The organism is Xylophilus sp. GW821-FHT01B05 (genome assembly GCA_038961845.1).
Taxonomy (GTDB): Bacteria; Pseudomonadota; Gammaproteobacteria; order Burkholderiales; family Burkholderiaceae_C; genus Xylophilus.
Genome location: CP152408.1, coordinates 2,932,849 through 2,957,429 on the forward strand (window position 1 = coordinate 2,932,849; position 24,581 = coordinate 2,957,429).

The 24,581-nt window shown below is 66.6% G+C and carries 20 protein-coding genes and 1 pseudogene; 14 read left to right on the plus strand and 7 right to left on the minus strand.

Features of this window, described 5'->3' with window-relative positions:
- Window positions 1-60: 60 nt before the first annotated feature.
- Together AAFF27_13635 and prpC are read right to left on the minus strand one after the other, a co-directional pair.
- Entirely contained in the window at window positions 61-1,512 is a 1,452-nt protein-coding gene (locus AAFF27_13635; protein XAH21076.1) for a bifunctional 2-methylcitrate dehydratase/aconitate hydratase, read from the minus strand.
- Between the two features lie 121 nt (window positions 1,513-1,633).
- The gene (gene prpC / locus AAFF27_13640) at window positions 1,634-2,791 is read right to left on the minus strand and encodes a 2-methylcitrate synthase (GenBank protein XAH21077.1); all 1,158 of its coding nucleotides are present in this window, start codon (window positions 2,789-2,791) and stop codon (window positions 1,634-1,636) included.
- Window positions 2,792-2,939: 148 nt separating this feature from the next.
- Between prpC and AAFF27_13645 the strand changes: the two genes are divergently transcribed.
- Window positions 2,940-4,394 (plus strand): short-chain fatty acyl-CoA regulator family protein, encoded by a 1,455-nt coding sequence (locus AAFF27_13645; GenBank protein ID XAH21078.1) that lies wholly within the window; start codon window positions 2,940-2,942, stop codon window positions 4,392-4,394.
- A gap of 51 nt (window positions 4,395-4,445) precedes the next feature.
- Here AAFF27_13645 and AAFF27_13650 read toward each other — a convergent pair whose 3' ends face one another.
- From AAFF27_13650 to AAFF27_13660, 3 genes are all read right to left on the minus strand, one after another.
- Window positions 4,446-5,387 carry a glycosyltransferase family 2 protein gene (locus tag AAFF27_13650; GenBank protein ID XAH21079.1) on the minus strand — a complete coding sequence of 314 codons (942 nt, stop codon included), beginning with the start codon at window positions 5,385-5,387 and terminating at the stop codon, window positions 4,446-4,448.
- Window positions 5,388-5,413: 26 nt separating this feature from the next.
- On the minus strand, window positions 5,414-6,169 hold the full coding sequence (locus AAFF27_13655; GenBank protein XAH21080.1) for a hypothetical protein: 756 nt from the start codon (window positions 6,167-6,169) through the stop codon (window positions 5,414-5,416).
- Between the two features lie 505 nt (window positions 6,170-6,674).
- Window positions 6,675-9,158: a glycogen/starch/alpha-glucan phosphorylase gene (locus tag AAFF27_13660; protein ID XAH21081.1), complete on the minus strand. Its 2,484-nt coding sequence runs from the start codon at window positions 9,156-9,158 to the stop codon at window positions 6,675-6,677.
- A 105-nt stretch (window positions 9,159-9,263) separates the two neighbouring features.
- Between AAFF27_13660 and AAFF27_13665 the strand changes: the two genes are divergently transcribed.
- Window positions 9,264-9,761, plus strand: a complete 498-nt coding sequence (locus AAFF27_13665) for a hypothetical protein (protein XAH21082.1) — start codon at window positions 9,264-9,266, stop codon at window positions 9,759-9,761.
- Between the two features lie 2 nt (window positions 9,762-9,763).
- Here AAFF27_13665 and glgC read toward each other — a convergent pair whose 3' ends face one another.
- Window positions 9,764-11,032: a glucose-1-phosphate adenylyltransferase gene (glgC, locus tag AAFF27_13670; protein XAH21083.1), complete on the minus strand. Its 1,269-nt coding sequence runs from the start codon at window positions 11,030-11,032 to the stop codon at window positions 9,764-9,766.
- A 110-nt stretch (window positions 11,033-11,142) separates the two neighbouring features.
- Window positions 11,143-12,084: a LysR family transcriptional regulator gene (locus AAFF27_13675; protein ID XAH21084.1), complete on the minus strand. Its 942-nt coding sequence runs from the start codon at window positions 12,082-12,084 to the stop codon at window positions 11,143-11,145.
- A 101-nt stretch (window positions 12,085-12,185) separates the two neighbouring features.
- Here AAFF27_13675 and AAFF27_13680 point away from each other — a divergent pair, with 101 nt between their 5' ends.
- From AAFF27_13680 to AAFF27_13735, 12 genes and pseudogenes are all read left to right on the plus strand, one after another.
- On the plus strand, window positions 12,186-13,706 hold the full coding sequence (locus tag AAFF27_13680; protein XAH21085.1) for a CoA-acylating methylmalonate-semialdehyde dehydrogenase: 1,521 nt from the start codon (window positions 12,186-12,188) through the stop codon (window positions 13,704-13,706).
- A gap of 151 nt (window positions 13,707-13,857) precedes the next feature.
- Window positions 13,858-14,235 carry a lysozyme inhibitor LprI family protein gene (locus AAFF27_13685; protein XAH21086.1) on the plus strand — a complete coding sequence of 126 codons (378 nt, stop codon included), beginning with the start codon at window positions 13,858-13,860 and terminating at the stop codon, window positions 14,233-14,235.
- Complete coding sequence (locus AAFF27_13690) at window positions 14,232-15,392, plus strand: acyl-CoA dehydrogenase family protein (GenBank protein XAH21087.1); 1,161 nt, start codon at window positions 14,232-14,234, stop codon at window positions 15,390-15,392. Before AAFF27_13685 ends, AAFF27_13690 begins: the two co-directional genes overlap by 4 nt.
- 72 nt (window positions 15,393-15,464) lie before the next feature.
- A pseudogene (gene mmsB, locus AAFF27_13695) lies at window positions 15,465-16,358 on the plus strand (3-hydroxyisobutyrate dehydrogenase).
- A gap of 43 nt (window positions 16,359-16,401) precedes the next feature.
- Window positions 16,402-17,619, plus strand: a complete 1,218-nt coding sequence (gene dapC, locus AAFF27_13700) for a succinyldiaminopimelate transaminase (protein ID XAH21088.1) — start codon at window positions 16,402-16,404, stop codon at window positions 17,617-17,619.
- 16 nt (window positions 17,620-17,635) lie between these two features.
- Window positions 17,636-18,469: a 2,3,4,5-tetrahydropyridine-2,6-dicarboxylate N-succinyltransferase gene (gene dapD, locus AAFF27_13705; GenBank protein XAH21089.1), complete on the plus strand. Its 834-nt coding sequence runs from the start codon at window positions 17,636-17,638 to the stop codon at window positions 18,467-18,469.
- A 47-nt stretch (window positions 18,470-18,516) separates the two neighbouring features.
- Window positions 18,517-19,683, plus strand: coding sequence for a PilT/PilU family type 4a pilus ATPase (locus AAFF27_13710; GenBank protein XAH21090.1), 1,167 nt, complete (start codon window positions 18,517-18,519; stop codon window positions 19,681-19,683).
- Window positions 19,684-19,707: 24 nt separating this feature from the next.
- Window positions 19,708-20,889: a succinyl-diaminopimelate desuccinylase gene (dapE, locus tag AAFF27_13715; protein XAH21091.1), complete on the plus strand. Its 1,182-nt coding sequence runs from the start codon at window positions 19,708-19,710 to the stop codon at window positions 20,887-20,889.
- On the plus strand, window positions 20,886-21,752 hold the full coding sequence (gene prmB / locus AAFF27_13720) for a 50S ribosomal protein L3 N(5)-glutamine methyltransferase (protein ID XAH21092.1): 867 nt from the start codon (window positions 20,886-20,888) through the stop codon (window positions 21,750-21,752). Before dapE ends, prmB begins: the two co-directional genes overlap by 4 nt.
- An 83-nt stretch (window positions 21,753-21,835) precedes the next feature.
- A complete protein-coding gene (vapB, locus tag AAFF27_13725) occupies window positions 21,836-22,069 on the plus strand; it encodes a type II toxin-antitoxin system VapB family antitoxin (GenBank protein XAH21093.1) in 234 nt (77 codons plus the stop codon).
- A 7-nt stretch (window positions 22,070-22,076) separates the two neighbouring features.
- Window positions 22,077-22,478: a type II toxin-antitoxin system VapC family toxin gene (locus AAFF27_13730; protein XAH21094.1), complete on the plus strand. Its 402-nt coding sequence runs from the start codon at window positions 22,077-22,079 to the stop codon at window positions 22,476-22,478.
- Window positions 22,479-22,556: 78 nt separating this feature from the next.
- Window positions 22,557-24,566 carry an ATP-binding cassette domain-containing protein gene (locus AAFF27_13735; GenBank protein ID XAH21095.1) on the plus strand — a complete coding sequence of 670 codons (2,010 nt, stop codon included), beginning with the start codon at window positions 22,557-22,559 and terminating at the stop codon, window positions 24,564-24,566.
- Window positions 24,567-24,581: the final 15 nt, after the last annotated feature.

Below are 24,581 nucleotides of genomic sequence, written 5' to 3' on the forward strand. Positions count from 1 at the left end.
AGCGAAAAAGGCCTTTAGCCCAGGCGCAGACTGGGCATATAGCTACATTTTTAGTAGCATTCAGATCACATACAGATCCACGTACTCGTGCACCGGCATCGCCTCCAGCGCCTTCTGGTCGAGTGACACGGCCAGGATCGCGTCCTGCTGCTTCTTGGGAAAACGGCGCGCCAGGTTGGTACGGAACTTGGCCTCCAGCAGCGGGATGCCGTCCTTGCGGCGGCGCTTGTGGCCAATGGGGTACTCGACCACCACTTCCTTCAGCTTGCTGCCATCCTTGAACTCGACCGTGAGCGCATTGGCGATGCTGCGCTTCTCAGGGTCGTGGTAATCCTGGGTGAAGGACGTGTCTTCGACGCAAACGATCTTGTCGCGCAGCGCATCGATGCGCTTGTCTGCGGCCACGCCGTCTTCGTAGTCGGCGGCGGTGAGGCGGCCAAAAATCAGCGGCACGGCGACCATGTACTGGATGCAGTGGTCACGGTCGGCCGGGTTACTGAGCGGGCCCTTCTTGTCGATGATGCGGATGCAGGCCTCGTGGGTGCGGATGGTGAGCTTCTTGATGTCGTCTGCGGTCTTGCCGGCCTTCTTCAACTGCGCGTGCAGGGTCATGGCGGCTTCTACCGCCGTCTGGCTGTGGAACTCGGCCGGGAAGCTGATCTTGAACAGCACGTTCTCCATGACGTAGCTGCCGTAAGGCCGCTGGAACTTGAAGGGCTGGCCCTTGAACAGCACGTCGTAAAAACCCCAACCCTTGGCGCTGAGCACGCTGGGGTAGCCCATCTCGCCCGTCTTGGCGATGAGTGCCAGGCGCACCGCGCGGCTGGTGGCGTCGCCGGCGGCCCAGCTCTTGCGGCTGCCGGTGTTGGGTGCGTGGCGGTAGGTGCGCAGGCTTTGGCCATCGACCCAGGCCAGGGACACGGCGTTGATGGTTTCATCGCGCGTCAGGCCCAGCAGTTGCGACACCACGGCGGTGGATGCCACCTTGACCAGCACGACGTGGTCCAGCCCGACCTTGTTGAAGGAGTTCTCCAGCGCCAGGCAGCCCTGGATCTCGTGTGCCTTGACCATGGCGATGAGCACGTCCTTCATGCTCAGCGGCTTCTTGCCGGCAGCCACCGCATTGCGGCTGAGCCAGTCGGCGGTGGCCAGGATGCCGCCCAGGTTGTCGCTGGGGTGGCCCCACTCGGCCGCGAGCCAGGTGTCGTTGAAGTCGAGCCAGCGGATCATGGTGCCGATGTTGAAGGCGGCCTGCACCGGGTCCAACTGGTGCTGCGTGCCGGGCACCTTGGCGCCGTGCGGCACTACCGTGCCCGGCACGATGGGGCCCAGCAGCTTGGTGCAGGCGGGGTACTCCAGCGCCTCCAGGCCGCAGCCCAGGGTGTCGATCAGGCAGCTGCGCGCGGTCTCCAGGGCCAGCTTGCTGTTGAGCTTGTAGGCGAGCACGTAATCGACGATGTCGACAAGAACCTGGTCGGGCTGGGGGCGGACGTTGCTGATGGCGGCGGACATGGAGGCTTTCTTTTTCGATGGATACAGGGTTGACGTGACAGGCAGGCCCTTCGGCGGGCTTCCTTCGACAAGCTCAGGACAGGCCCTTCGACAGGCTCAGGGCGAACGGTTTTGTGCTGGCTCAGGCCCGTTCGGCCAGCGGCACAAAGGCCAGGTCTTCCGGCCCGGTGTAATTGGCGCTGGGGCGGATGATCTTGTTGTCCACGCGCTGCTCGATCACATGCGCGGCCCAGCCGCTGGTGCGGGCGATGACGAACAGCGGTGTGAACATGGCGGTGGGCACGCCCAGCATGTGGTAGCTCACGGCGCTGAACCAGTCGAGGTTGGGGAACATCTTCTTGGCGTCCCACATGACCGCCTCCAGCCGCTCGGCAATGTCGAACATGCGGGTGCTGCCGGCCTCGTCCGACAGGTTTTTGGCCACGCGCTTGATGACCTCGTTGCGCGGGTCGGCCACGGTGTAGACCGGGTGGCCGAAGCCGATCACCACCTCTTTGGCCTCGACCCGGCGGCGGATGTCGGCCTCGGCCTCGTCGGGGTTGTCGTAGCGCTTCTGGGTTTCAAACGCGACCTCGTTGGCGCCGCCATGCTTGGGGCCGCGCAGCGCGCCGATGGCCGCGGCGATGGTCGAGTAGATGTCGCTGCCCGTGCCGGCCACCACGCGCGCGGCGAAGGTCGAGGCATTGAACTCGTGCTCGGCATACAGGTTGAGCGAGGTGTGCATGGCGCGCTCCCAGCTGGCGGGCGGCTTCTGGCCGTGCAGCAGGTGCAGGAAGTGGGCGCCGATCGAGTCGTCGTCGGTCTCGACCTCGATGCGCCGGCCCTGGGTCGACCAGTGGTACCAGTACAGCAGCATGGAGCCGAGCGACGCCATCAGCCGGTCGGCGATGTCGCGCGCGCCGGGCGTGGCGTGGTCGTCCTTCTCGGGCAGCACGCAGCCCAGGGTAGAGACGCCGGTGCGCATCACGTCCATCGGGTGGGCCGATGCGGGCAGGCGCTCCAGCACCTCTTTCACGCTGGCGGGCAGGCCGCGCAGGGCCTTGAGCTTGGCCTTGTAGGCGCGCAGTTCGGCGCGGCTGGGCAGCTTGCCGTGCACCAGCAGGTGGGCGATTTCCTCGAACTCGCAGACCTCGGCAATATCCAGGATGTCGTAGCCGCGGTAGTGCAGATCGTTGCCGGTGCGCCCGACGGTGCACAGCGCGGTATTGCCGGCGGTGACACCCGACAGGGCCACGGACTTCTTGGGCTTGAAGGCCGGCGGGGTGGATAGCAGCGTCATGGAATCTCCTTCTGGCAGCGGCCGCAACATGCGGCAAACGGTGATTCGCAATTTACGCAAATGCGCTCGCATAATGAAGGCTTGAATTGGCGATCATTTGCAAATCCATGCCCATGGTTTTGCAAATTTTGCGAATAACGGAGCAGCGATGAAGAAGATGTTCATGGGCGTGCGCCTGCGCCGCCTGCGCGAAGAGCGCGGGCTGAACCAGGTCGGCCTGGCCCAGGCGCTGGGCCTGTCGCCCAGCTACCTCAACCAGTTGGAGCAGAACCAGCGGCCGCTGACGGTGCCCGTGCTGCTCAAGATCAATGCCGTGTTTGGCATCGACGTGCAGGTGTTCTCGGAAGACGACGAGGCGCGCCTGACCGCCGGCATGCGCGAGGTGCTGGCCGACGCCACGCCCGAGCACGCCGTGAGCCTGGCCGAGATGCGCGAGGTCGCCGCCCACATGCCGGCCGTGGCGCGCAGCCTGATCGCGCTGCACCAGCGCTACCGCGCCACGGTGGAGCAGATGGAGGCCCTGGCTGGCGCTGCCAGCGCCGGTGGCGACGCGCGCGGCAGCGCTCCTGCGCCCTCCCCCATGTCCTTCGAAGATGTGCGCGACTTCTTCTTTGCGCACCGCAACTACATAGGCGTGCTGGACGAAGCCGCCGAGCGCGTGCATGGCGAGCTGCAGGCCGGCACCGACGCGGCAGACACCGGCCAGCGCCTGGTCGAGCGCCTGCGCGAGCGGCACGGCGTGACCGTGGTGGCCAGCAGCGCACCGGCCGGCGCCGACCGGCATCGCCACTACGACCCGCAGCAGCGCTTGCTGGCCTTGTCGCCCAGCCTGGGCGCGGGCCGCCGCGCGTTTCAGCTGGCCACCCAGCTCGCCCTGCTGGAGATGGACGGCCCGCTGCGTGCGCTGGTGGATGAGGCGCAACTGGCCGCGCCGGCCTCGCGCGGGCTGCTGCGCATCGGGCTGGCGCATTACTTTGCGGGTGCGCTGCTATTGCCCTACCAGCGCTTTCTGGATGCGGCAGAGGCGCTGCGCTACGACATCGACCGGCTCGGCCGCCTGTTTAGCGTGGGCTTTGAGACGGTGTGCCACCGCCTCAGCACGCTGCAGCGGCCGCAGGCGCGCGGCGTGCCCTTCTTCTTCATCCGGGTGGACCGCGCCGGCAATATCTCCAAGCGGCAGTCGGCCACGCACTTTCACTTCTCGAAGGTAGGCGGCACCTGCCCGCTGTGGAACGTGTACGAGGCCTTTGCCCAGCCCGGCCGCATCCTGACCCAGCTTGCGCGCATGCCCGACGGCCGCAGCTACCTGTGGGTGGCGCGCAGCGTGTCGCGCGCGCATGGCGGCTATGGCTCGCCGGGCAAGACCTTTGCCATTGCGCTGGGCTGCGACCTGTCGCATGCGCACCGGCTGGTGTACTCCAAGGGCCTGGACCTGCAGGACCCGGAGGTGCCCACGCCCATCGGCATGGGCTGCAAGGTGTGTGAGCGCGCCGACTGCCCGCAGCGCGCCTTCCCCTTCATCGGCCGCCCGCTGGACGTGAACGAGAACGAAGGCCGCTTTGCGCCCTACACCGCAGAAAATATGGGTCAAAAAGGGCTTTAGCCCTTTACCCACATGGGCTAATAGCTATATTTACGATAGCAATCGCCGCGCCTACGCCTTGCGCGCCGACGGAATGGCCAGGTACACCAGCCGCTTGGCTTCCTGGCGGGCGAGCGTGACGTTGCGCAGCAGCACGCCACAGACCAGCGACAGGAAGGCGCTGATCATCATCCCGGTAGACAGAATGGCCGTGGGAAAGCGTGGCACCTGGCCGGTTTCCAGGTAGGTCGTGACCAGCGGCTCGGCCAGCGCGACCGAACCCAGCGCCAGCACCGCCGCCAGCAGCGAATAAAAGCTCATGGGCCGTTCGCTGGTGAAGAGCCCCAGGATGGTGCGCAGGATGCGCCAGCCGTCGCGGTAGGTCGACAGCTTGCTCACCGAGCCCTCTGGCCGCGAGCGGTAGGCCACCGGGAACTCCATATAAGGCATGCGCAGGCCCAGGGCGTGCACCGTCAGTTCGGTCTCGGTCTCGAAGCCATGCGACATGGCCGGAAAGGACTTGGCATAGCGCCGGGAGAAGATGCGGTGCCCCGACAGCATGTCGGTGAAGGTGCCGCCAAAGATCGCCCCGGCGGTGCCGGTCAGCAACTGGTTGCCCAGGCGGTGGCCGGGGCGGTAGGTCTTGACGTTGGCGCCGTCGTCCACGCGCACGCCCACCACCATGTCGCAGCCCTGCAGCCGCACGCCGTCGATCATTTCGCGGATGTTGGAGACGTCATAGGTCGCGTCGCCGTCGGTCATGACGTAGATGTCTGCCTCCACGTCGGCGAACATGCGGCGCACCACGTTGCCCTTGCCCTTGAGCGCCACATGGTGCACCTGCGCGCCGTGCGCCTTGGCCACCGCTGCGGTGTCGTCCGTCGATGCGTTGTCGAACACATGCACCGTGGCCTCGGGCAGCGCCTCCTGGAACTGCTGGATGACCAGGCCGATGCAGGCCGCCTCGTTGTAGCAAGGCAGTACGACGGCAATAGTGCTGTTGGCTGAGGACATGGCTGAAATCGAATGTGAAGGGTTCGTCATGGCGTACGGAGGTCATCGTCGGCAGACGCCTTGACCTTGAAGATGCGGAAAGCCGGGTCGGTATGGACCTCGGAGAAATAGCGCGGCATGTCGGGGTGGTTCAGCAGGGCTTCACGCCCGGCGGTGCTCAGCACCAGCGTATCGAACTTGAACTTCGCCAGGCGCTGGGCCAGCTCGCGCGGCGCCAGCATAACGAAGTCGCGGTAGCGCCACGGGCCGAAGTGGTCGCCCCAGATGGGCGCAGGCGCGTAGTAGAGCGCCCCTTCCATGCCGCTCTGGTAGACCTTGAGCCCCGGATGCTGCTGCAGATAGCCCAGCGCCCCCGCGTACTCGGGCAGGGCAAGCTTCACGACCTCAGCCCGGTCCTGCGGCGTGACGGCCACCAGCGACCATTCACGCTGGACATTCGTCGACACGATCTTTTCCAGGAGCAGCAACATCACAACGCAGGTGCCAACCTTGAAGCAGGCCTGCACCGCCGGACGCCGCCATGGCGCGGCCCAGCGCGCCAGCGGCGTGGCCAGCCCCTGCAGGACGAAGAAGCCCGCCGACACAGCCAGCAGGCCGATCATGGGATAGGCCGGCAGCAGATAGCGCGGGTAGTGCGAGGTCAGCATCCACACCACGAAGGCATACAGCCCGAAGGCGACGGCGCCCCAGTAGGCCATCCGGTCGCGTGACCAGCGCACCAGCAGCGGCGCCAGCAGTGCGGGCCACAGGGCGATGTTCGGCCAGCCGTAGGCATGCGGCAAAGCCGAGCACCAGCCATGTGCTCCAGTGCACTCCACCAAAGTCGCGCAGCCGCATGCGCCTGAGCTGCCACAGCGCCAGCAGCAGTCCCAGCGCGCCCAGGCCATAGATGAACAGCGGCCGCAGTTGCCCGGCGATCGCCAGGAACTGCAGCAGGCAAATGACAAGCCCGGTGCCGATCACCGCGCACAGCGCCTGGGCCAGCCAGAAGTCCTTGCTGCGCTCTTGCGCGGCCCTCCCCGCAACCAGACTACCGACACCCCAGCAGGACAGCGCAAACGCCGCCAATGCCGCGTAGTGCGCAAGCGCAAAAACCAGTTTTACCCACATTGAAAATTTTTCTCGGAGATCGCCCAGGGCTTGGCGAATGCGAACTGTGCTTGCGCCCCTCCCTTGCAAAATCCACAGTCCATGAAATCGCGCCTGCCTTGCGGCCCTGAGCCGCAGCATCCGGTGCCGGCAGGCGGCCCTGAGTGTAACTAGCCGCTTTTGCCTGCTGCGCCCACCTCAGGCGCGCGGCAACAGCACCGGCTTGCTGTGCCAGATCTCGTCCGCGTACTGCGCAATCGTGCGGTCTGACGAGAACGGGCCCATGCCCGCCACGTTCAGGATCGCCTTCTGCGTCCAGGCGTCCGGGTCGCGGTAGAGGGAGTCGACCCGCTCCTGCGCCTGCAGGTAGCTGGCGAAGTCGGCCAGCAGCAGGTATTTGTCGCCCCAATCGACCAGGGTGTCGAAGATCTGCTGGTAGCGCGCGGGCTCGCTGGGCGAGAACACGCCGTCGCGGATCGCGTCCAGCGCATGCTTCAACTCCGGGTTGGCCTGGTACAGCATGCGCGGCTGGTAGCCGCTGGCGCGGATGTCTGCCACTTCGGCGGCGGTATTGCCAAAGATGAAGATGTTGTCGGCGCCGACGTTCTCGCGCATCTCGACGTTGGCGCCGTCCAGCGTGCCGATGGTGAGCGCGCCCGACAGCGCCAGCTTCATGTTGCCGGTGCCCGAGGCCTCGGTGCCGGCGGTGGAGATTTGCTCGGACAGGTCGGCCGCCGGGATGATGATTTCGGCCAGGCTCACGCTGTAGTTGGGGATGAAGACCACCTTGAGCCGGTCGCCCACGCGCGGGTCGGTGTTGACGACCGCCGCCACGTCGTGCACCAGCCGGATGATGAGCTTGGCCAGGGCATAGGCCGATGCCGCCTTGCCGGCGAACAGCACCACCCGCGGCACGTGGGCGCCTTGCGGATCGGCCAGGATGCGCTGGTAGCGCGCCACCACGTGCAGCAGGTTGAGCAGTTGGCGCTTGTACTCGTGGATGCGCTTGACCTGCACATCGAACATGGCCGAGGTATCCAGCGCAATGCCCAGGTGCTCTTGCACCCAGCGCGCCAGCCGCTCCTTGTTGCGCTGCTTGGCGTGGCGAAAGGCCTGGACGAACAGCGGCTGCGCCGCCATGGGCCGCAGCGCCTGCAATTGCGACAGGTCGCGCCGCCAGCCACGGCCCAGGCGCTGGTCCAGCAGCGCGGTCAGCGGCGGGTTGGCCTGGGCCAGCCAGCGGCGCGGCGTCACGCCATTGGTCTTGTTGTTGAAGCGCCCGGGGTAGAGCCGGGCAAAGTCCGCAAAGATCGACTGCGTCATCAGGTCTGAGTGCAGCGCCGACACGCCGTTGATCGAATGGCTCACCAGCACCGCCAGGTAGGCCATGCGCACCCGGCGGTCACCTGATTCATCGATCAGCGACACCCGGCGCATCAGTTCCACGTCATGGCCGGTGGACTGCGCCAGCTCGACCAGGAAGCGGGCATTGATGTCAAAGATGATCTGCAGGTGCCGTGGCAGCACCCGGCCCAGCATCTCGACCGGCCAGGTCTCCAGTGCCTCGTGCATCAGCGTGTGGTTGGTGTAGCTGAAGATGCGCTGCGCCAGGCCCCAGGCCGTGTCCCAGTCCAGGCCATGCTCGTCTATCAGCAGGCGCAGCAGCTCGGGCACGGCCAGCACCGGGTGCGTGTCGTTCAGGTGGATGCAGAGCTTGTCGGCCAGTTGGTCGAAGTTGCTGTGCGTGCGCAGGTAGCGGTGCAGCATGTCCTGCACGCTGGCGCTGCAGAAAAAGTATTCCTGGTGCAGGCGCAGCTCGCGGCCGGACTCGGTCGAGTCGTCCGGATACAGCACGCGCGAGACGTTCTCCGAGCGGTTCTTGCGCTCCACCGCAGCCATGTAGCTGCCGCGATTGAAGGCCGACAAGTCCATTTCCTCGGCCGCCTTGGCCGACCACAGGCGCAGCGTGTTGGTGGCCTGGGTGCCGTAGCCGGGCACGATGCTGTCATAGGCCATGGCCAGCACGTCGTGCGTGTCTACCCATTTGGCCGCGCCGTATTCGCGCCGGGCCTCTACCCGGCCGCCAAAACGCACCCGGTAGACGACTTCGGGCCGCTGGAATTCCCAGGGGTAGCCGTGGGTCAGCCAGTAGTCGGGCACCTCGACCTGCTCGCCATTGACCACCGTCTGCCGAAACATGCCGTACTCATAGCGGATGCCGTAGCCAAAGCCCGGCACGCCCAGCGTGGCCATGGAATCCAGGAAGCAGGCCGCCAGCCGCCCCAGGCCGCCGTTGCCCAGCGCGGCGTCGGGCTCGAGCCGGCCGATGTCCTCCAGGCTGACGCCAAAGTCGGCCAGCGCCAGGCGCATGGTGTCTTGCACCTCCAGCGCCAGCATGGCGTTGGTGAAGGTGCGGCCGATCAAAAACTCCATCGACAGGTAGTAGACGCGCTTGACGTCCTGCTCGTACTGGGCGCGGGTGGTGGCCATCCAGCGTTCGACCAGTTGATCGCGCACCACCAGTTGGGCAGCGTGCAGCCAGTCTTCCGGGCGCGCCGCGATCGGGTCCTTGCCAATGGCGTACATCAGCTTGTTGGCCAGGGCCCGCTTGAAGGCGGCTACGCCGCGGTCCGGATGGTCGTATTCGAAATCCCGGGACTGGAGGGCGGTGGTGAATGGCATGGCGGCTTACAGAGCAACGGTAGCCACAAGGATGCATCAACCATGCCCGGCGCGGGCAGAAAACCGTCACGGCAGCTTCATTCAGCCCATATACCTTTGGAAACAATGAGCAGCCACCCTCTCCCGCTCCAGAAATCGGACAAGGCCCGCCAGGAATTGGCCTCGGGCCAGCGCAGCCTGGGCCTGAAGGAGCGCGCCTGCCTGCTCATGGCCGACGGCCTGCGCACGCAGCAGCAACTGCTGGCCCTGGTGCCCGGCGACGCGGCACTGATCGACCGGCTGCTGGCCGACGGCTACCTGCTGGCGGCGCAGGCAGCGTCGCCGCCGCCAGCCATCGTCGTGCCCCAGGCGGCCGACGACTTTGGCGGCAAGCGGTCCCTGGCCACCACGCGCATGTTTCTGTTCGACATCTGCGAGCGCATGTTCGTGCGCCGCCTGCCGGACAAGGCCGAGCATTACCGCGAGGCCCTGCGCCAGGCGCGCGACCGCGACACCATGCTGGCCGTGGCACGCGAGATCGTGGCCGATGTAGAGGCGCTGGCCGGCACCGAGCGGGCCGATGGCCTGAGCGAGCGCATCGCCATGCTGCTGCCGCCGGCCTGAGGTCAGGGCGCTGGCAGCCGCGCCAGCATGCCCGGCGTGATCAGCACCACGCCATCGGCCGTGCGCTCAAAGCGCGCAGCATCCAAGCCTGGGTCTTCGCCCACCACCAGCCCATCGGGCAGCACGCAGCGCCGGTCCACCACCACCTTGTGCAGCCGGCAACCACGGCCGATGGTGACCTCCGGCAGGATCACCGCCTGGTCGATGCTGCAGTAGGAATGCACCCGCACGTTGGAGAACAGCACGGAGTTGGTGACCTTGGAGCCCGACACGATGCAGCCGCCGGCGACGATGGTGTTGGTGGTCACGCCGTGCTGGCCGTCGCGGTCGGGTACGAACTTGGCGGGCGGCATCTGCGGCTGGTAGGTCCAGATCGGCCAGTCGGTGTCGTAAATATCGAGCTCGGGCGTGATGCTGGCCAGGTCCAGGTTGGCGGCCCAGAAGGCGTCTATGGTGCCCACGTCGCGCCAGTACGGTGCCACGCCCTCCACCTGCGGCACGCAAGACATGCCAAACGGATGCGCCAGCGCCTGGCCTGCGGCCACCGCGCGCGGGATCACGTCGTGGCCAAAGTCATGGCTGCTGTCGGGGTTGGCCACGTCTTCTTCCAGCAGCCGGTAGAGGTAATCCGCGTTGAAGACGTAGATGCCCATGCTGGCCAGCGCCACATCGGGCTGGCCGGGCATGGCGGGCGGGTCGGCCGGCTTCTCGACAAAGGCCAGGATGCGGCGGGCCTCATCCACCGCCATCACGCCGAAGGCCGTGGCCTCCATGCGCGGCACCTCGATGCAGCCCACGGTGCAGCCCAGGCCGCCCTCGACGTGGTCTTTGATGAGCAGCGAGTAATCTTGTTTGTAGACATGGTCGCCCGCCAGCACCAGCACGTATTCGGGCCGCTTGGAGCGCACGATGTCCAGGTTTTGGTAGATGGCGTCGGCCGTGCCGCGGTACCAGTGCTCTTCGTCTATGCGCTGCTGCGCGGGCAGCAGGTCGACCATCTCGTTCAATTCCGGGCGCAGAAAGCTCCAGCCGCGCTGCAGGTGGCGCAGCAGTGAATGCGATTTGTACTGCGTGAGCACCGCCATGCGCCGTATGCCCGAGTTGAGGCAGTTGGACAGCGCGAAATCAATGATGCGGAACTTGCCGCCAAAGTACACCGCCGGCTTGGCGCGCCGATCCGTCAGTTGCTTGAGCCGCGAGCCGCGGCCGCCGGCAAGCACCAGCGCCATGGAGCGGCGCACGAGTTGATGGGTCTGGAGCGAAGTGGACATGGCGGGCTTGTCTCCGGGTGCGGGTGGCCATCGGCGGCTGGGGCCGGCACCAGCGTGCCCGCCCGCCGTTCTATGCCCAAGCAGCGAGCAAGCGGCGTGCCAGCAAGCACCTATGCGCGCGGCCGGCCGCGCCGGGGCGCTTGCGCAGGCGGCACCGCATCCGCATCGGGCAGCAGCAGCCCCTGCTGCGCCTGCGCCGTCTCGCGCAGAAAGCTCCACACCGCCTGCATGCGCGCCAGGTGCTTGGTTTCTTCGGGCATGGACATCCAGAAGCTGCGGATAAAGCGCGCATCGCCCGGCAGCACGCGCCGCAGCGCCGGCTCGCGGTCGGCCAAAAAGGCCGGCAGCACCGCCAGCCCTGCGCCCGCCGCCGCGGCCTGGCACTGGGCCACCACGCTGGTGCTGCGCAGCGCGAATTGGGTGGGCCGGTACAGCTCGGCCAGGTACTGCAGTTCTTTGCTGAACAGCAAGTCGTCCACGTAGCTGATGAAGGTGTGGCCGCGCAGGTCTTCGCGCGTGGTGATGGGCGCGTGGCGCGCCAGATAACTCTCGGCGGCATACAGCTGCAGCGCGTAGTCGGTGAGCTTGACGACCACCACCGGGCCGCGCGCCGGGCGCTCCAGCGATATCACGATGTCGGCCTCGCGCCGCGACAGGTGCACCAGGCGCGGCAGCGCCAGCAGGTCGATCACCAGCGATGCGTGCTGCTGCGCAAACAAGGCGAGTTGCGGCGCCAGCACCACCGTGCCAAAGCCCTCAGTGGCGCCTATGCGCACCAGGCCCGACAAGCCCTCGCGCGGCGCGGGCGCGGCGCTCTCCACTGCCTGAAAGGCCGCCTCCATCGCCTCGACCTGCGGCAGCAGATGCCGCCCGGCATCGGTCACGCGGTGGCCGGCGGCTTCGCGCACGAACAGCGCGGTGCCCAGCTCCTGCTCCAGCGCCTGCACCCGCCGCGCCACCGTGGTGTGGTCTACCGCCAGCCGGCGCGCCGCCCCCACCAGCGTGCCGGCGCGGGCCAGTTCCAGAAAGAAGCGCAGGTTGTTCCAGTCCATCGGCGGTCCTTTGCATATTTGCAGATGCTTGCTGCGTATTTGTCTATTGTCATCACAAAACTGCACAGCTAGCATCAGCCCAACCACAACGGAGACACGCCATGAATGCTCGCACCCCCGAGGTCCTCGCACCCACCGTCAAGCTGCTGATCGGCGGCCAGTTTGTCGAATCCAAAACCACCGAGTGGCGCAACGTGGTCAACCCGGCCACGCAAGAAGTGCTGGCGCGCGTGCCCTTTGCCACGCCAGCCGAGATCGACGCCGCCGTTGCCTCCGCCAAGGAGGCCTTCAAGACCTGGCGCAAGACCGCCATCGGCGCGCGGGCGCGGGTCTTCCTCAAGTACCAGCAACTGATCCGCGAGAACATGCCCGAGCTGGCCGCCATCCTCACCGCCGAGCAGGGCAAGACCCTGCCCGACGCCGAGGGCGACGTGTTCCGTGGCCTGGAGGTGGTGGAGCACGCGGCCGGCATCGGCAACCTGCAGCTGGGCGAGCTGGCCAACAACGTGGCCGGCGGCGTCGATACCTACACCCTGCAGCAGCCGCTGGGCGTGTGCGCAGGCATCACCCCCTTCAACTTCCCCGCCATGATCCCGCTGTGGATGTTTCCCATGGCGATTGCCTGCGGCAATACCTTCGTGCTCAAGCCCTCTGAGCAAGACCCGATGGTGACCATGCGCCTGTGCGAGCTGGCGCTGCAGGCCGGCATCCCGCCCGGCGTGCTGAACGTGGTGCACGGCGGCGAGGCGGCAGTCAACGCCATCTGCGACCACCCCGACATCAAGGCGGTGAGCTTTGTCGGCTCGACCAAGGTCGGCACCCATGTGTACAACCGCGCCACGGCGGCCGGCAAGCGGGCGCAATGCATGATGGGCGCGAAGAACCACGCCATCGTCATGCCTGATGCCAACAAGGAGCAAACCCTCAACGCCCTGGCCGGCGCGGCCTTTGGCGCCGCAGGCCAGCGCTGCATGGCGCTGTCGGTGGCGGTGCTGGTGGGCGACGCGCAAAAGTGGGTGCCCGATCTGGTCGCCAAGGCCAAGACACTCAAGCTGGGCGCCGGCACTGAAAAAGGCGTGGACGTGGGCCCGCTGGTGTCCTGCGCCGCGCATGACCGGGTCACCAGCCTGATCGAGCGCGGCCTGGCCGACGGCGCCACGCTGGAGCTGGACGGCCGCCAGCCACAGGTGCCCGGCTATGAAAAGGGCAACTTCGTCGGCCCTACCGTCTTCTCTGGCGTGAAGCCCGGCATGACCATCTACGAGCAGGAAATCTTTGGCCCGGTGCTGTGCCTGGCCGGGGCCGCGACTATCGACGAGGCCATCGCCCTCATCAACGCCAACCCCAATGGCAACGGCACGGCCATCTTCACGCAATCGGGCGCGGCGGCACGGCGCTTTCAGGAAGACATCGACGTGGGCCAGGTCGGCATCAATGTGCCAATTCCGGTGCCGGTGCCCATGTTCTCCTTCAGCGGCTCGCGCGGCTCCAAGCTAGGCGACCTGGGCCCCTACGGCAAGCAGGTGGTGCTGTTCTATACCCAGACCAAGACGGTGACGGCGCGCTGGTTTGACGACGACACCGTGTCCCACGGCGTCAACACCACCATCAGCCTGAAATAATGCTCGCCCCCAGGCTACGCGCACTTCGTGTCGCTTCCGCCAACCCCCTACCGGGGGCAACACCAGCGGCCTGGCAAAGCCAGTTCCGCGGTGTTTGCGGCTTGGATCTGCGCCAATTGCATGCGCCGGGCGCTGCACACGAGCCGGTGGAATGCTGAACACCGCCGTAGCTGCAGGACTGCTGGCGCTGCTTGCTCCCGTACTGGCCCTGGCGCAAGCCGGCGCCGACTGCAAGCCCGACGGCAACCAGCAGCAGCTCAATGCCTGCGCGGTACGCGACTTCCAGGCGGCCGATACGCGGCTGAACATTCGCTACGGCGAAGTCATGGCCCAGCTCGACGCCGACGGCCGCACCCGCCTGCGCCACGAGCAGCGCGAGTGGCTGCGCCGGCGCGATCCCGGCTGCAAGACCGAGGCGCGGCCCAACGAAGGCGGCTCTGCCTGGCCGCTGTTCTTCTACGGCTGCATGGAAAAGGCATCCACCGAACGCACCCAGGCGCTGGCCGGCTGGGGCAGGAAGACACCATGAACTTTGAACTCAGCGAAGAGCAGCAGGCCTTCGCGCAAACCGCACGCGATTTCGCCCAGGCCGAGCTGGCGCCGCACGCCGCGCACTGGGACGCCGAATGCATCTTCCCGCGCGAGGCGATCCGGCTGGCCGGCGAGCTGGGCTTTTGCGGGCTCTACGCGCCGGCAGAAATCGATGGCCTGGCCCTGCCCCGGCTCGATGCCGCGCTGGTGTTCGAGGAGATGGCGGCGGTAGACCCGTCCACCACCGCCTTCATCACCATCCACAACATGGCGACCTGGATGCTGGGCACCTGGGGCACGGATGCCGTGCGCAGCCAATGGGGCGCGGCGCTGACCAGCGGCGCCAAGCTGGCCTCCTACTGCCTGACCGAGCCCGGCGCCGGTTCTGACGCCGCCTCGCTGCGCACCCGTGCCGAGCGCGACGGCGGTGATTACCTCATCACCGGCAGCAAGGCCTTCATCTCTGGCGCGGGCAGCACCGATGTGCTGGTGCTGATGGCGCGCACCGGCGGCCCGGGCGCCAAGGGCATCTCGGCCTTTGTCGTGCCGGCTGACGCGCCCGGCATCCAGTACGGCAAGAAGGAAGAAAAGATGGGCTGGAACAGCCAGCCCACGCGCACCATCAGCTTCGACGGCGTGCGGGTGCCGGCAGCCAACCTGCTGGGCGCCGAGGGCGAAGGCTTCAAGATCGCCATGAAGGGGCTGGACGGCGGGCGCATCAACATCGCCACCTGCTCGGTCGGTGCCGCGCAAGGCGCGCTGGCGGCGGCGCAGCGGCATCTGCACCAGCGCCAGCAGTTCGGCAAACCCCTGGCGGAATTCCAGGCGCTGCAGTTCAAGCTGGCGGACATGGCAACCGAGCTGGTCGCCGCGCGCCAGATGGTGCGCCTGGCCGCCAGCAAGCTCGACGCCGGCCACCCCGACGCCAGCACCTATTGCGCCATGGCCAAGCGCTTTGCCACCGATGCCGGCTTTGCCGTCTGCAACGAGGCGCTGCAGATCCACGGCGGCTACGGCTATATCCGCGAATACCCGCTGGAGCGGCTGGTGCGCGACACGCGCGTGCACCAGATCCTGGAAGGCACGAACGAGATCATGCGGGTGATCGTGGCGCGCCGGATGCTGGAAGAAGGCGCGCCCGACGCGATCCGCTAGGCGCTTCTTATTTAATAGCTACATGCCCAGGCCCCACCTGGGCAAAAGCCACTTTTCCTTAAAAAACCGGAGACAAACACCATGAACATCGCATTCCTGGGCCTGGGCAATATGGGCGGCCCCATGGCCCTGAACCTGCACAAGGCCGGCCACAGCGTGCGCGCCTTCGACCTGTCGGCCACCGCCTGCGACAAGCTGCGTGCCGATGGCGTCGCCATCGCCGCAACAGCCGCCGACGCCGTGCAAAAGGCCGATGCCGTCATCAGCATGCTGCCCGCCAGCCAGCACGTCGAAGGCCTGTACCTGGGCGACAAGGGCCTGCTGGCGCAACTGCCGGCCGGCACGCTGGTGATCGACTGCAGCACCATCTCTGCCGCCACCGCACGCAAGGTGACCGAGGCCGCCGCCGCGCGCGGCCTGGACTGCCTGGACGCCCCCGTATCGGGCGGCACCGGCGGCGCCATTGCCGGCACGCTCACCTTCATGGTGGGCGGCACCGCCCAGGCGCTGGAGCGCGCCCGCCCGCTGCTGGAGAAGATGGGCGCCAACATCTTCCATGCCGGCGACGCCGGCGCCGGCCAGACCGCCAAGATCTGCAACAACATGCTGCTGGGCATCCTCATGATCGGCACGGCAGAGGCCATCGCCCTGGGCGTGGCCAACGGGCTGGACCCAAAAGTGCTGTCAGAAATCATGCGCCGCAGCTCTGGCGGCAATTGGGCGCTGGAAAAGTACAACCCCCTGCCCGGCGTGATGGAAAACGCGCCCGCCTCCAAGGGCTACGCCGGCGGCTTTGGCACCGACCTGATGCTGAAAGACCTGGGCCTGGCCCAGGAAAACGCCGCTGCCGTGCGCGCCGCCACGCCGCTGGGCGGACTGGCGCGCAGCCTGTATGCGGCGCATAGCCTGGCTGGGCATGGGGCATTGGATTTCTCCAGCGTGATCCGGTTAGTACAGAAGGCTTGACCTGCCCCGAAGGGCTCTTCACCGCAGGGGATAATCCCCGCCCATGAATCCCCTGCTCTCGCGTCTGCAGCCCTACCCCTTTGAGCGGCTGCGGCAACTCTTTGCGGGTGTCACGCCCGCCCCCGGCCTGCGGCCGATCAGCCTCGGCATCGGCGAGCCCAAGCACCCGACACCGCCCTTCATCCAGCAGGCCCTGGCCGATGCGGCCTTCAAAGCCGAAGGCGGGCTGGCGGGCTACCCGCCCACGGCGGGTGACCTGGCGCTGCGCCAGTCCTTCACCGGCTGGTTGCAGAAGCGCTATGCGCTGGCGCTGGACCCGGCCACGCAGGTGCTGCCGGTGAACGGCTCGCGCGAGGCGCTGTTTGCCTTTACCCAGACCGTGATCGACCCGACCCGGCCCGACCCGGTGGTGGTCTGCCCCAATCCGTTCTACCAAATCTACGAAGGCGCGGCCCTGCTGGCGGGCGCCACGCCCTACTACGCGCCCAGCGACCCGGCGCGCAACTTTGCGGTGGACTGGGATGCCGTGCCGGACGATGTCTGGGCCCGCACGCAACTGCTTTTTGTCTGCTCGCCCGGCAACCCGACCGGCGCGGTCATGCCGCTGGACGAGTGGCAAAAGCTGTTCGCGCTGAGCGACCGCCACGGTTTTGTCATCGCCTCGGACGAGTGCTACAGCGAGATCTATTTCCGCGACGAGCCGCCGCTGGGCAGCCTGGAGGCCGCGGCCCAGTTGGGCCGCAGCGACTTCCGCAACCTGGTCGCCTTCACCAGCCTGTCCAAGCGCAGCAATGTGCCCGGCTTGCGCAGCGGCTTTGTCGCTGGCGATGCGGCACTGATGAAGGCCTTCTTGCTCTACCGCACCTACCACGGCAGCGCCATGAGCCCGGTGGTGCAGGCCGCCAGCATTGCGGCCTGGGGCGACGAGGAGCACGTGGTGGCCAACCGCGCCCAGTACCGTGCCAAGTTTGCCGAGGTCACGCCCATCCTGGCGCAGGCGCTGGACGTGGCCCTGCCCGACGCCAGTTTTTACCTGTGGGCCGGCATCCCGCCCGCGTTCGGTGGCGACGATGCCGCCTTCGCCCGTGACCTGCTGGCTCAATACAATGTGACGGTTTTGCCCGGCAGTTACCTCGCCCGCGAGGCCGGCGGCACCAATCCAGGCGCCGGGCGCGTGCGCATGGCCCTCGTCGCGGAAACCGCCGAGTGCGCCGAAGCCGCGCGCCGCATCGTCCAGTTCGTCCAAGCCCATTCCAAGTAGTACAAGCAGTAATCCAATGACGCAGCAACTCCAGACCCTGATCGACAACGCGTGGGACAACCGCGCCAGCTTCTCGCCCGCCTCTGCCCCCAAGGAAATCGCCGATGCCGTCGAGCACGTGCTCGCCGAACTCGATACCGGCCGCCTGCGCGTGGCCACGCGCCACGGTGTGGGCGAGTGGACCGTGCACCAATGGATCAAGAAGGCCGTGCTGCTGTCCTTCCGCCTGAAGGACAACGTGCTGATGCGCTCGGGCGACCTGAGCTTCTTCGACAAGGTGCCCACCAAGTTCTCGGGCCAGAGCGAAGCCGACATCGCCGCCACCGGCGTGCGCGTGGTGCCGCCGGCCGTGGCGCGCCGTGGCAGCTTCATTGCCAAGGGCGCGATCCTGATGCCCAGCTACGTGAACATTGGCGCCTATGTCGATGAAGGCACCATGGTCGACACCTGGGCCACCGTCGGTTCCTGCGCCCAAGTGGGCAAGAACGTGCACCTGTCTGGCGGCGTGGGCCTGGGCGGCGTGCTGGAGCCGCTGCAGGCCAACCCGACCATCATCGAAGACAACTGCTTCATCGGCGCGCGCTCGGAAGTGGTCGAAGGCGTGATCGTCGAAGAAAATTCCGTGCTCGGCATGGGCGTGTACCTCGGCAAGAGCACCCCGATCTTCAACCGCGAAACCGGTGAAATGTTCTATGGCCGCGTGCCCTCCGGCAGCGTGGTCATCAGCGGCAACCTGCCCAAGAAGACGGCTGACGGCACGGCCTACAGCACGTATGCGGCCATCATCGTCAAGACGGTGGATGCCAAGACGCGCTCCAGCACCAGCCTGAACGATCTCCTGCGCGACTGATCGCGCAGCGCCACCGCCCTTCTCTTCCACCTTCCAAGGAACCGCGCATGGGCACGATGGAACGTCTTCTGCGGCTGATGGCCGAGCAGCATGCGTCAGACCTGTACCTGTCGGCCAATGCGCCGGCCACGCTGCGTATCAACGGCGAGTGCGTGGCGGTCAACGCCCAGATCTTGCCTTACGACACACCGCGCGCGCTGCTGGCCGAGGTGCTGCCGGCGCAGCGCATGGAAGAGCTGCAAGAGAGCGGCGAGCTCAACGCCGGCTTTGCCATGAAGGACGTGGGGCGCTTTCGCGTCAGCGCCATGCGCCAGCGCGGCTCGTTCGCGGTGGTGGTGCGCTACATCCACAGCGAGATTCCCCGGCTCGACACCCTGAACCTGCCGCCGCTGCTGCGCGAGCTGATCATGGAGAAGCGCGGCCTGGTGCTGATGGTGGGCGCCACCGGCTCCGGCAAGAGCACCACGCTGGCCTCGATGATCGACAGCCGCAACGAGGTCGCCTCGGGCCACATCCTGACCATCGAGGACCCGATCGAATTCTTGTTCCGCAACAAGAAATCCATCATCAACCAGCGCGAGATCGGCGTCGACACGCAGTCGCTGCAGGTCGCGCTGAAGAACGCGCTGCGCCAGGCGCCCGACGTGATCCTGATCGGCGAAATCCGCGACCGCGAGACCATGTCGGCGGCCATCGCCTACGCCCAGTCGGGCCACCTGTGCCTGGCCACCATGCACGCCAACAACAGCTACCAGGCCATGAACCGGGTGCTGAGCTTCTACCCGGTCGAGGTGCGCCCGACGCTGCTCGGCGATTTGTCGTCCGCCCTCAAGGCCGTGGTGTCGCAGCGCCTGCTGCGCACCGCCAAGGGCACGCGCGTGCCGGCGGTCGAGGTCATGCTCAACACCAAGCTGGTGTCGGACCTGATCGAGAACGGCAATTTCTCGGGCGTGCAAGAGGCCATGGAAAAGTCCATGGCCGAGGGCTCGCAGACCTTCGAGGAAGACATTGCCCGCCTGATCACCGAAGGCATCGTCGAGCGCAAGGAAGGCGTTGCCCACGCTGACTCGCCCACCAACCTGATGTGGCGGCTGCAGAACGACTTTGCCATGGCATCCAAAGCTGCGGCGGCCGCTGCCGTGGCCAGCGCCCAGTCGCCGCTCAATGACGACGGGCCGTCTTTCACCGACATCGTGCTTGACGTCAAGCACTGACCTTTTCCCCTTTCCCACCTCCCGATGTCCCGTACCCTGCACCTTGCCGAGCAACTGATCTCCCGCCCGTCCGTCACACCCGACGACGCCCAGTGCCTGGAGATCCTCGCCCGCCGGCTCGAACCGCTGGGTTTTGTCTGCGAACGCATGGACAGCGGGCCGGACGACTTTCGCGTTCACAATTTATGGGCAAAAAGGCCTTCAGCCCAGACGGGGACTGGGCTTTCAGCTATCAATAACGCAGCAACGCTGGTGTTTGCCGGCCATACCGACGTGGTGCCCACCGGCCCGCTCGATCAATGGACCAGCCCGCCCTTCGTGCCCACGCACCGCGACGGCAAGCTGTTTGGTCGCGGCACGGCCGACATGAAGACATCCATCGCCGCCTTCGTCGTCGCGCTGGAGGAATACCTGGCCGCCTCGCCCGACACGCCGCTCACGCTTGGCCTGCTGCTCACCAGCGACGAAGAAGGCCCGGCCGTAGACGGCACCGTGGCCGTCTGCCGCCAGTTGCAGGCGCGCGGCGAGCGCATCGACTGGTGCATCGTCGGCGAGCCGACCTCGGTCGAGCGCACCGGCGACATGGTCAAGAACGGCCGGCGCGGCACCATGAGCGGCAAGCTCACGGTCAAGGGCATACAAGGCCACATCGCCTACCCGCAACTGGCCAAGAACCCGATCCACGAAGCCATGCCGGCACTGGCCGAGCTGGCCGCCACGCAGTGGGACGCGGGCAACGCCTTCTTCCCGCCCACCAGCTGGCAGGTGAGCAACATCCACGGCGGCACCGGCGCCAGCAATGTGATCCCGGGCACGGTGGTGGTCGATTTCAACTTCCGCTTCTCCACCGAATCCACCGCCGAAGGCCTGCAGCAGCAGGTAGGGGCAGTGCTCGACAAGCACGGCCTGGACTACGAGCTGCGCTGGACCATTGGCGGCCAGCCCTTCCTGACCGAACCAGGCAACTTGCTGGACGCGATCAGCGCCGCGATCAAGGCCGAGACCGGCCTGACGACCGAACTCTCCACCACCGGCGGCACCAGCGATGGCCGCTTCATCGCGCCGCTGGGCGTGCAGGTGGTCGAATGCGGGCCGCCCAACGCCATGATCCACAAGATCGACGAGCACCTGCGGCTGGAAGACATCGAGCCCTTGAAGAACATCTACCGGCGCACGCTGGAAAACCTGGCGGGCGCAGTGGCATGACGACGGTTCTTGCACTGATAGAGGCCGGCGCGCAGCAACTGAAGGCCGCCGGTGTGGCCTACGGCCACGGCACCACCAACGCCTTCGACGAAGCCGCCTGGCTGGTGCTGTGGCGCCTGGGTTTGCCGCTGGATGATTTAGATTCAGTGTCAAATCAGCCTGTAGCCCAGGCGGAGCAAGGGCTTGTAGCTACACTTTTTGAAGCACGCATCGCCACGCGCAAGCCTGCCGCTTATCTGACGCAAGAAGCCTGGCTGCAAGGCGTGCCCTTCTATGTGGACGAGCGCGCCATCGTGCCGCGCAGCTTCATCGCCGAGCTGCTGGCCGAAGGCGACATCGACGGCTGGCTGAGCGAGCACACCCAGCGCGTGCTGGACCTGTGCACCGGCAACGGCAGCCTGGCCGTGCTGGCCGCCATGGCCTACCCCGATGTCAGCGTGGACGCGGCCGACCTCTCCGCCGACGCGCTGGAAGTCGCCAAGATCAACGTCGCCAAGCACGGCCTGCAAGAGCGCATCACGCTGCTCAGCTCCGACGGCCTGGCCGCCGTGCGCGGGCCCTACGACCTGATCCTGTGCAACCCGCCCTACGTCAACGCCCAGAGCATGGCCAAGCTGCCAGCCGAATACCGCGCCGAGCCCGAAATGGCCCTGGCCGGCGGCACCGACGGCATGGACTTCATCCGCCAACTGCTGCAAGACGCCCCGGCCTGCATGACCGAAGACGCCGTGCTGGTGCTGGAGATCGGCAACGAGCGCGCCTATTTCGAAGCCGCCTTCCCCGAGCTGCCGGTGTTCTGGCTGAGCACCAGCGCGGGGGAAGACCAGGTACTGCTGGTCGAGCGTGCGGCCTTGGTCAACTGACCTCCCCAGACGCCGCCGCAGGCGTGGCTGGTATCATGGTAGCTACCGCTGATAGTTATCGGCATCTACCTAGAAACCCTCACATGGAAACCGCCCGCCTTTTTGCCTCCGGCCGCAGCCAGGCTGTGCGCCTGCCCAAGGACTACCGCTTTGCCGGTACCGAGGTGGTGGTCAAGCATTTTGGCAACGGCGTGCTGCTGCTGCCGGTGGACGACCCCTGGGCCACGCTGGAAGCGGCGCTGGACGAGTTCGAGCCCGGCTTTCGCCTGGAGCGCGAGCAGCCTGAAGCACAGGTACGGCCTGACCTGGTGGTGTGACGGCGGCATGCAATACCTGCTCGACACCAACATCTGCATCTACATCATCAACGAACGGCCGGCCCATGTAATCCAGCGCTTTCGCCAGTACCACGCGGGCGACATCGGTATCTCCAGCCTGTCGGCGGCCGAACTGGCGTTTGGCGTGGCCAAGTCGGGATCGCAGCGCAACCGCATGGCGCTGGAGAAATTCCTGGCGCCGCTGGAGCTGGTGCCCTTTGGTGATGAATCGCTTTGGCACTATGCCGACATACGCGCCACGCTGGAGCGTCAAGGCCGTCCGATCGGCTCCATCGACACCCTGATCGCAGCCCATGCCCGTGCCCTGGGCTGCACGCTGGTGACCCACAAGCTGCGCGAATTCGAGCGCGTGCCGGATCTGCGGCTGGCGAACTGGGCCGAGCCCTGACGCTTTCCACCACTTAGCCGCCCCTTCGCCACACCGTCTTCCCATGCGCCCAGCGCACCTGTTTTTCTGTCTTTCCCCATGATCAATCTCAAGAACGTCGTCCTGCGCCGAAGCGCCAAAGTGCTGCTCGATAGCGCCAGCGTCACCCTCAACCCCGGCGAGAAGGTCGGTTTGGTCGGCCGCAATGGCGCCGGCAAGTCCACCCTGTTCGCGCTGCTCAACGGCACGCTGCACGAGGACGGGGGCGACTTCTCCATCCCTGCGCAATGGCGCATGGCACAGGTCGCGCAGAACATGCCGGAAACGTCTGAATCGGCCACCGACTTCGTGCTGGCCGGCGACACCCGCCTGGCCGAGCTGCGCGCCCAATTGGCCGCGGCCGAAGAAGCTGACGATGGCATGGCCATTGCCCACGCCTACACCGACCTGGCCGACGCCGGCGACCACGACGCCGTGCCGCGCGCGCAGGCGCTGATCCTGGGCCTGGGCTTCAAGACCAGCGAGCTGGACAACCCGGTGGACAGCTTCTCGGGCGGCTGGCGCATGCGCCTGCAACTGGCACGCGCACTGATGTGCCCGTCGGACCTGATGCTGCTCGACGAGCCCACCAACCACTTGGACTTGGACGCGCTGGTCTGGCTCGAAGCCTGGCTCAAGAAGTACGCCGGCACCATGATCGTGATCAGCCATGACCGCGAATTCCTGGACGCCATCACCGATGTCACGCTGCACATCGAGAACGCCAAGCTCACGCGCTACGGCGGCAACTACAGCAAGTTCGAGGAAATGCGCTCGCTGCACATGGAGCAGCAGCAGGCCGCCTTCTCCAAGCAGCAGGACAAGATCGCCCACTTGCAGAAGTTCATCGACCGCTTCAAGGCCAAGGCCAGCAAGGCCAAGCAGGCGCAGAGCCGGGTCAAGGCGCTGGAGCGCATGGAGAAGGTCGCGCCGCTGCTGGCCGAGGCCGAGTTCACCTTCGAGTTCAAGGAGCCGGGCAACATCCCCAATCCAATGATGTCGATCAGCGACGCTTCCTTTGGCTACGCGGCCGAAGAAGAAGGCGCGCCGCCCAAGATCATTCTGCAAGGCGTCAGCAAGTCGGTGCTGGCGGGCCAGCGCATCGGCATCCTGGGCGCCAACGGCCAGGGCAAGTCCACCTTCGTCAAGACCGTGGCCCACGACATGGCGCCGCTGTCTGGCAGCATCATCGAAGGCAAGGGCCTGCGCATCGGCTACTTTGCCCAGCAAGAGCTGGACGTGCTGCGCCCGCAGGACACGCCGCTGGAGCACATGATCCGCCTCGCCCGCGAGATGGGTGCCGACGCCAAGCAACCCAGCCGCGAGCAAGACCTGCGCAGCTACCTGGGCACCTTCAATTTCAGCGGCGACATGGTCAAGCAGTCGGTCGGCACCATGAGCGGCGGCGAGAAGGCCCGGCTGGTGCTGGCCATGATGGTCTGGCAGCGCCCCAACCTGCTGCTGCTGGATGAGCCCACCAACCACTTGGACCTGGCCACGCGCGAGGCCCTGGCCATGGCGCTGAACGAGTTCGAAGGCACGCTGATGCTGGTCAGCCATGACCGCGCGCTGCTGCGCTCGGTCTGCGACGAGTTCTGGCTGGTCGGCCGTGGTGTGGTCGGCCCCTTCGACGGCGATCTGGACGACTACCAGCGCTACCTGCTGGACGAGGCCAAGCGCCTGCGCGAAGCCGCCAAGGTGGCCGAGCGCGCCGCTGCAGCCGAGCCTGCAGCAAAAACAATAGCTAAAAGCCCAGAAGCAGCAAGGGCTACAGCCACTTTTGATGCAGAAAAGCCCGCCGCCGGCCGCGACCAGCGCAAACAAGATGCGCAAAGCCGCCAGCAGGCCTCGGCCAACGCGCGGCCCTTGAAGCGCGAACTGGGTGAGATCGACCAGCGCCTGACCAGCTTGCAGCAAGAAAAGGCCAAGCAGGAAGAGCGCCTGCAGCACACCAAAGTGCCCGCCGATATCGCCGACGCCGGCAAGCGGCTCAAGCAGATCAGCACCGAAACCGAAACGCTGGAAGAGCGCTGGCTGCAGCTGACGGCAGAGCTGGAAGCCTTGGGCTAGTGTCGCGTCAAGGGT

Bases quoted from the DNA above. Each gene is read 5' to 3' on its own strand.
- AAFF27_13635 (XAH21076.1), bottom strand. From the start codon at position 1,512: ATGTCCGCCGCCATCAGCAACGTCCGCCCCCAGCCCGACCAGGTTCTT.
- prpC (XAH21077.1), bottom strand. From the start codon at position 2,791: ATGACGCTGCTATCCACCCCGCCGGCCTTCAAGCCCAAGAAGTCCGTG.
- AAFF27_13645 (XAH21078.1), top strand. From the start codon at position 2,940: ATGAAGAAGATGTTCATGGGCGTGCGCCTGCGCCGCCTGCGCGAAGAG.
- AAFF27_13650 (XAH21079.1), bottom strand. From the start codon at position 5,387: ATGTCCTCAGCCAACAGCACTATTGCCGTCGTACTGCCTTGCTACAAC.
- AAFF27_13660 (XAH21081.1), bottom strand. From the start codon at position 9,158: ATGCCATTCACCACCGCCCTCCAGTCCCGGGATTTCGAATACGACCAT.
- AAFF27_13665 (XAH21082.1), top strand. From the start codon at position 9,264: ATGAGCAGCCACCCTCTCCCGCTCCAGAAATCGGACAAGGCCCGCCAG.
- glgC (XAH21083.1), bottom strand. From the start codon at position 11,032: ATGTCCACTTCGCTCCAGACCCATCAACTCGTGCGCCGCTCCATGGCG.
- AAFF27_13675 (XAH21084.1), bottom strand. From the start codon at position 12,084: ATGGACTGGAACAACCTGCGCTTCTTTCTGGAACTGGCCCGCGCCGGC.
- AAFF27_13680 (XAH21085.1), top strand. From the start codon at position 12,186: ATGAATGCTCGCACCCCCGAGGTCCTCGCACCCACCGTCAAGCTGCTG.
- AAFF27_13685 (XAH21086.1), top strand. From the start codon at position 13,858: ATGCTGAACACCGCCGTAGCTGCAGGACTGCTGGCGCTGCTTGCTCCC.
- AAFF27_13690 (XAH21087.1), top strand. From the start codon at position 14,232: ATGAACTTTGAACTCAGCGAAGAGCAGCAGGCCTTCGCGCAAACCGCA.
- dapC (XAH21088.1), top strand. From the start codon at position 16,402: ATGAATCCCCTGCTCTCGCGTCTGCAGCCCTACCCCTTTGAGCGGCTG.
- dapD (XAH21089.1), top strand. From the start codon at position 17,636: ATGACGCAGCAACTCCAGACCCTGATCGACAACGCGTGGGACAACCGC.
- AAFF27_13710 (XAH21090.1), top strand. From the start codon at position 18,517: ATGGGCACGATGGAACGTCTTCTGCGGCTGATGGCCGAGCAGCATGCG.
- dapE (XAH21091.1), top strand. From the start codon at position 19,708: ATGTCCCGTACCCTGCACCTTGCCGAGCAACTGATCTCCCGCCCGTCC.
- prmB (XAH21092.1), top strand. From the start codon at position 20,886: ATGACGACGGTTCTTGCACTGATAGAGGCCGGCGCGCAGCAACTGAAG.
- vapB (XAH21093.1), top strand. From the start codon at position 21,836: ATGGAAACCGCCCGCCTTTTTGCCTCCGGCCGCAGCCAGGCTGTGCGC.
- AAFF27_13730 (XAH21094.1), top strand. From the start codon at position 22,077: ATGCAATACCTGCTCGACACCAACATCTGCATCTACATCATCAACGAA.
- AAFF27_13735 (XAH21095.1), top strand. From the start codon at position 22,557: ATGATCAATCTCAAGAACGTCGTCCTGCGCCGAAGCGCCAAAGTGCTG.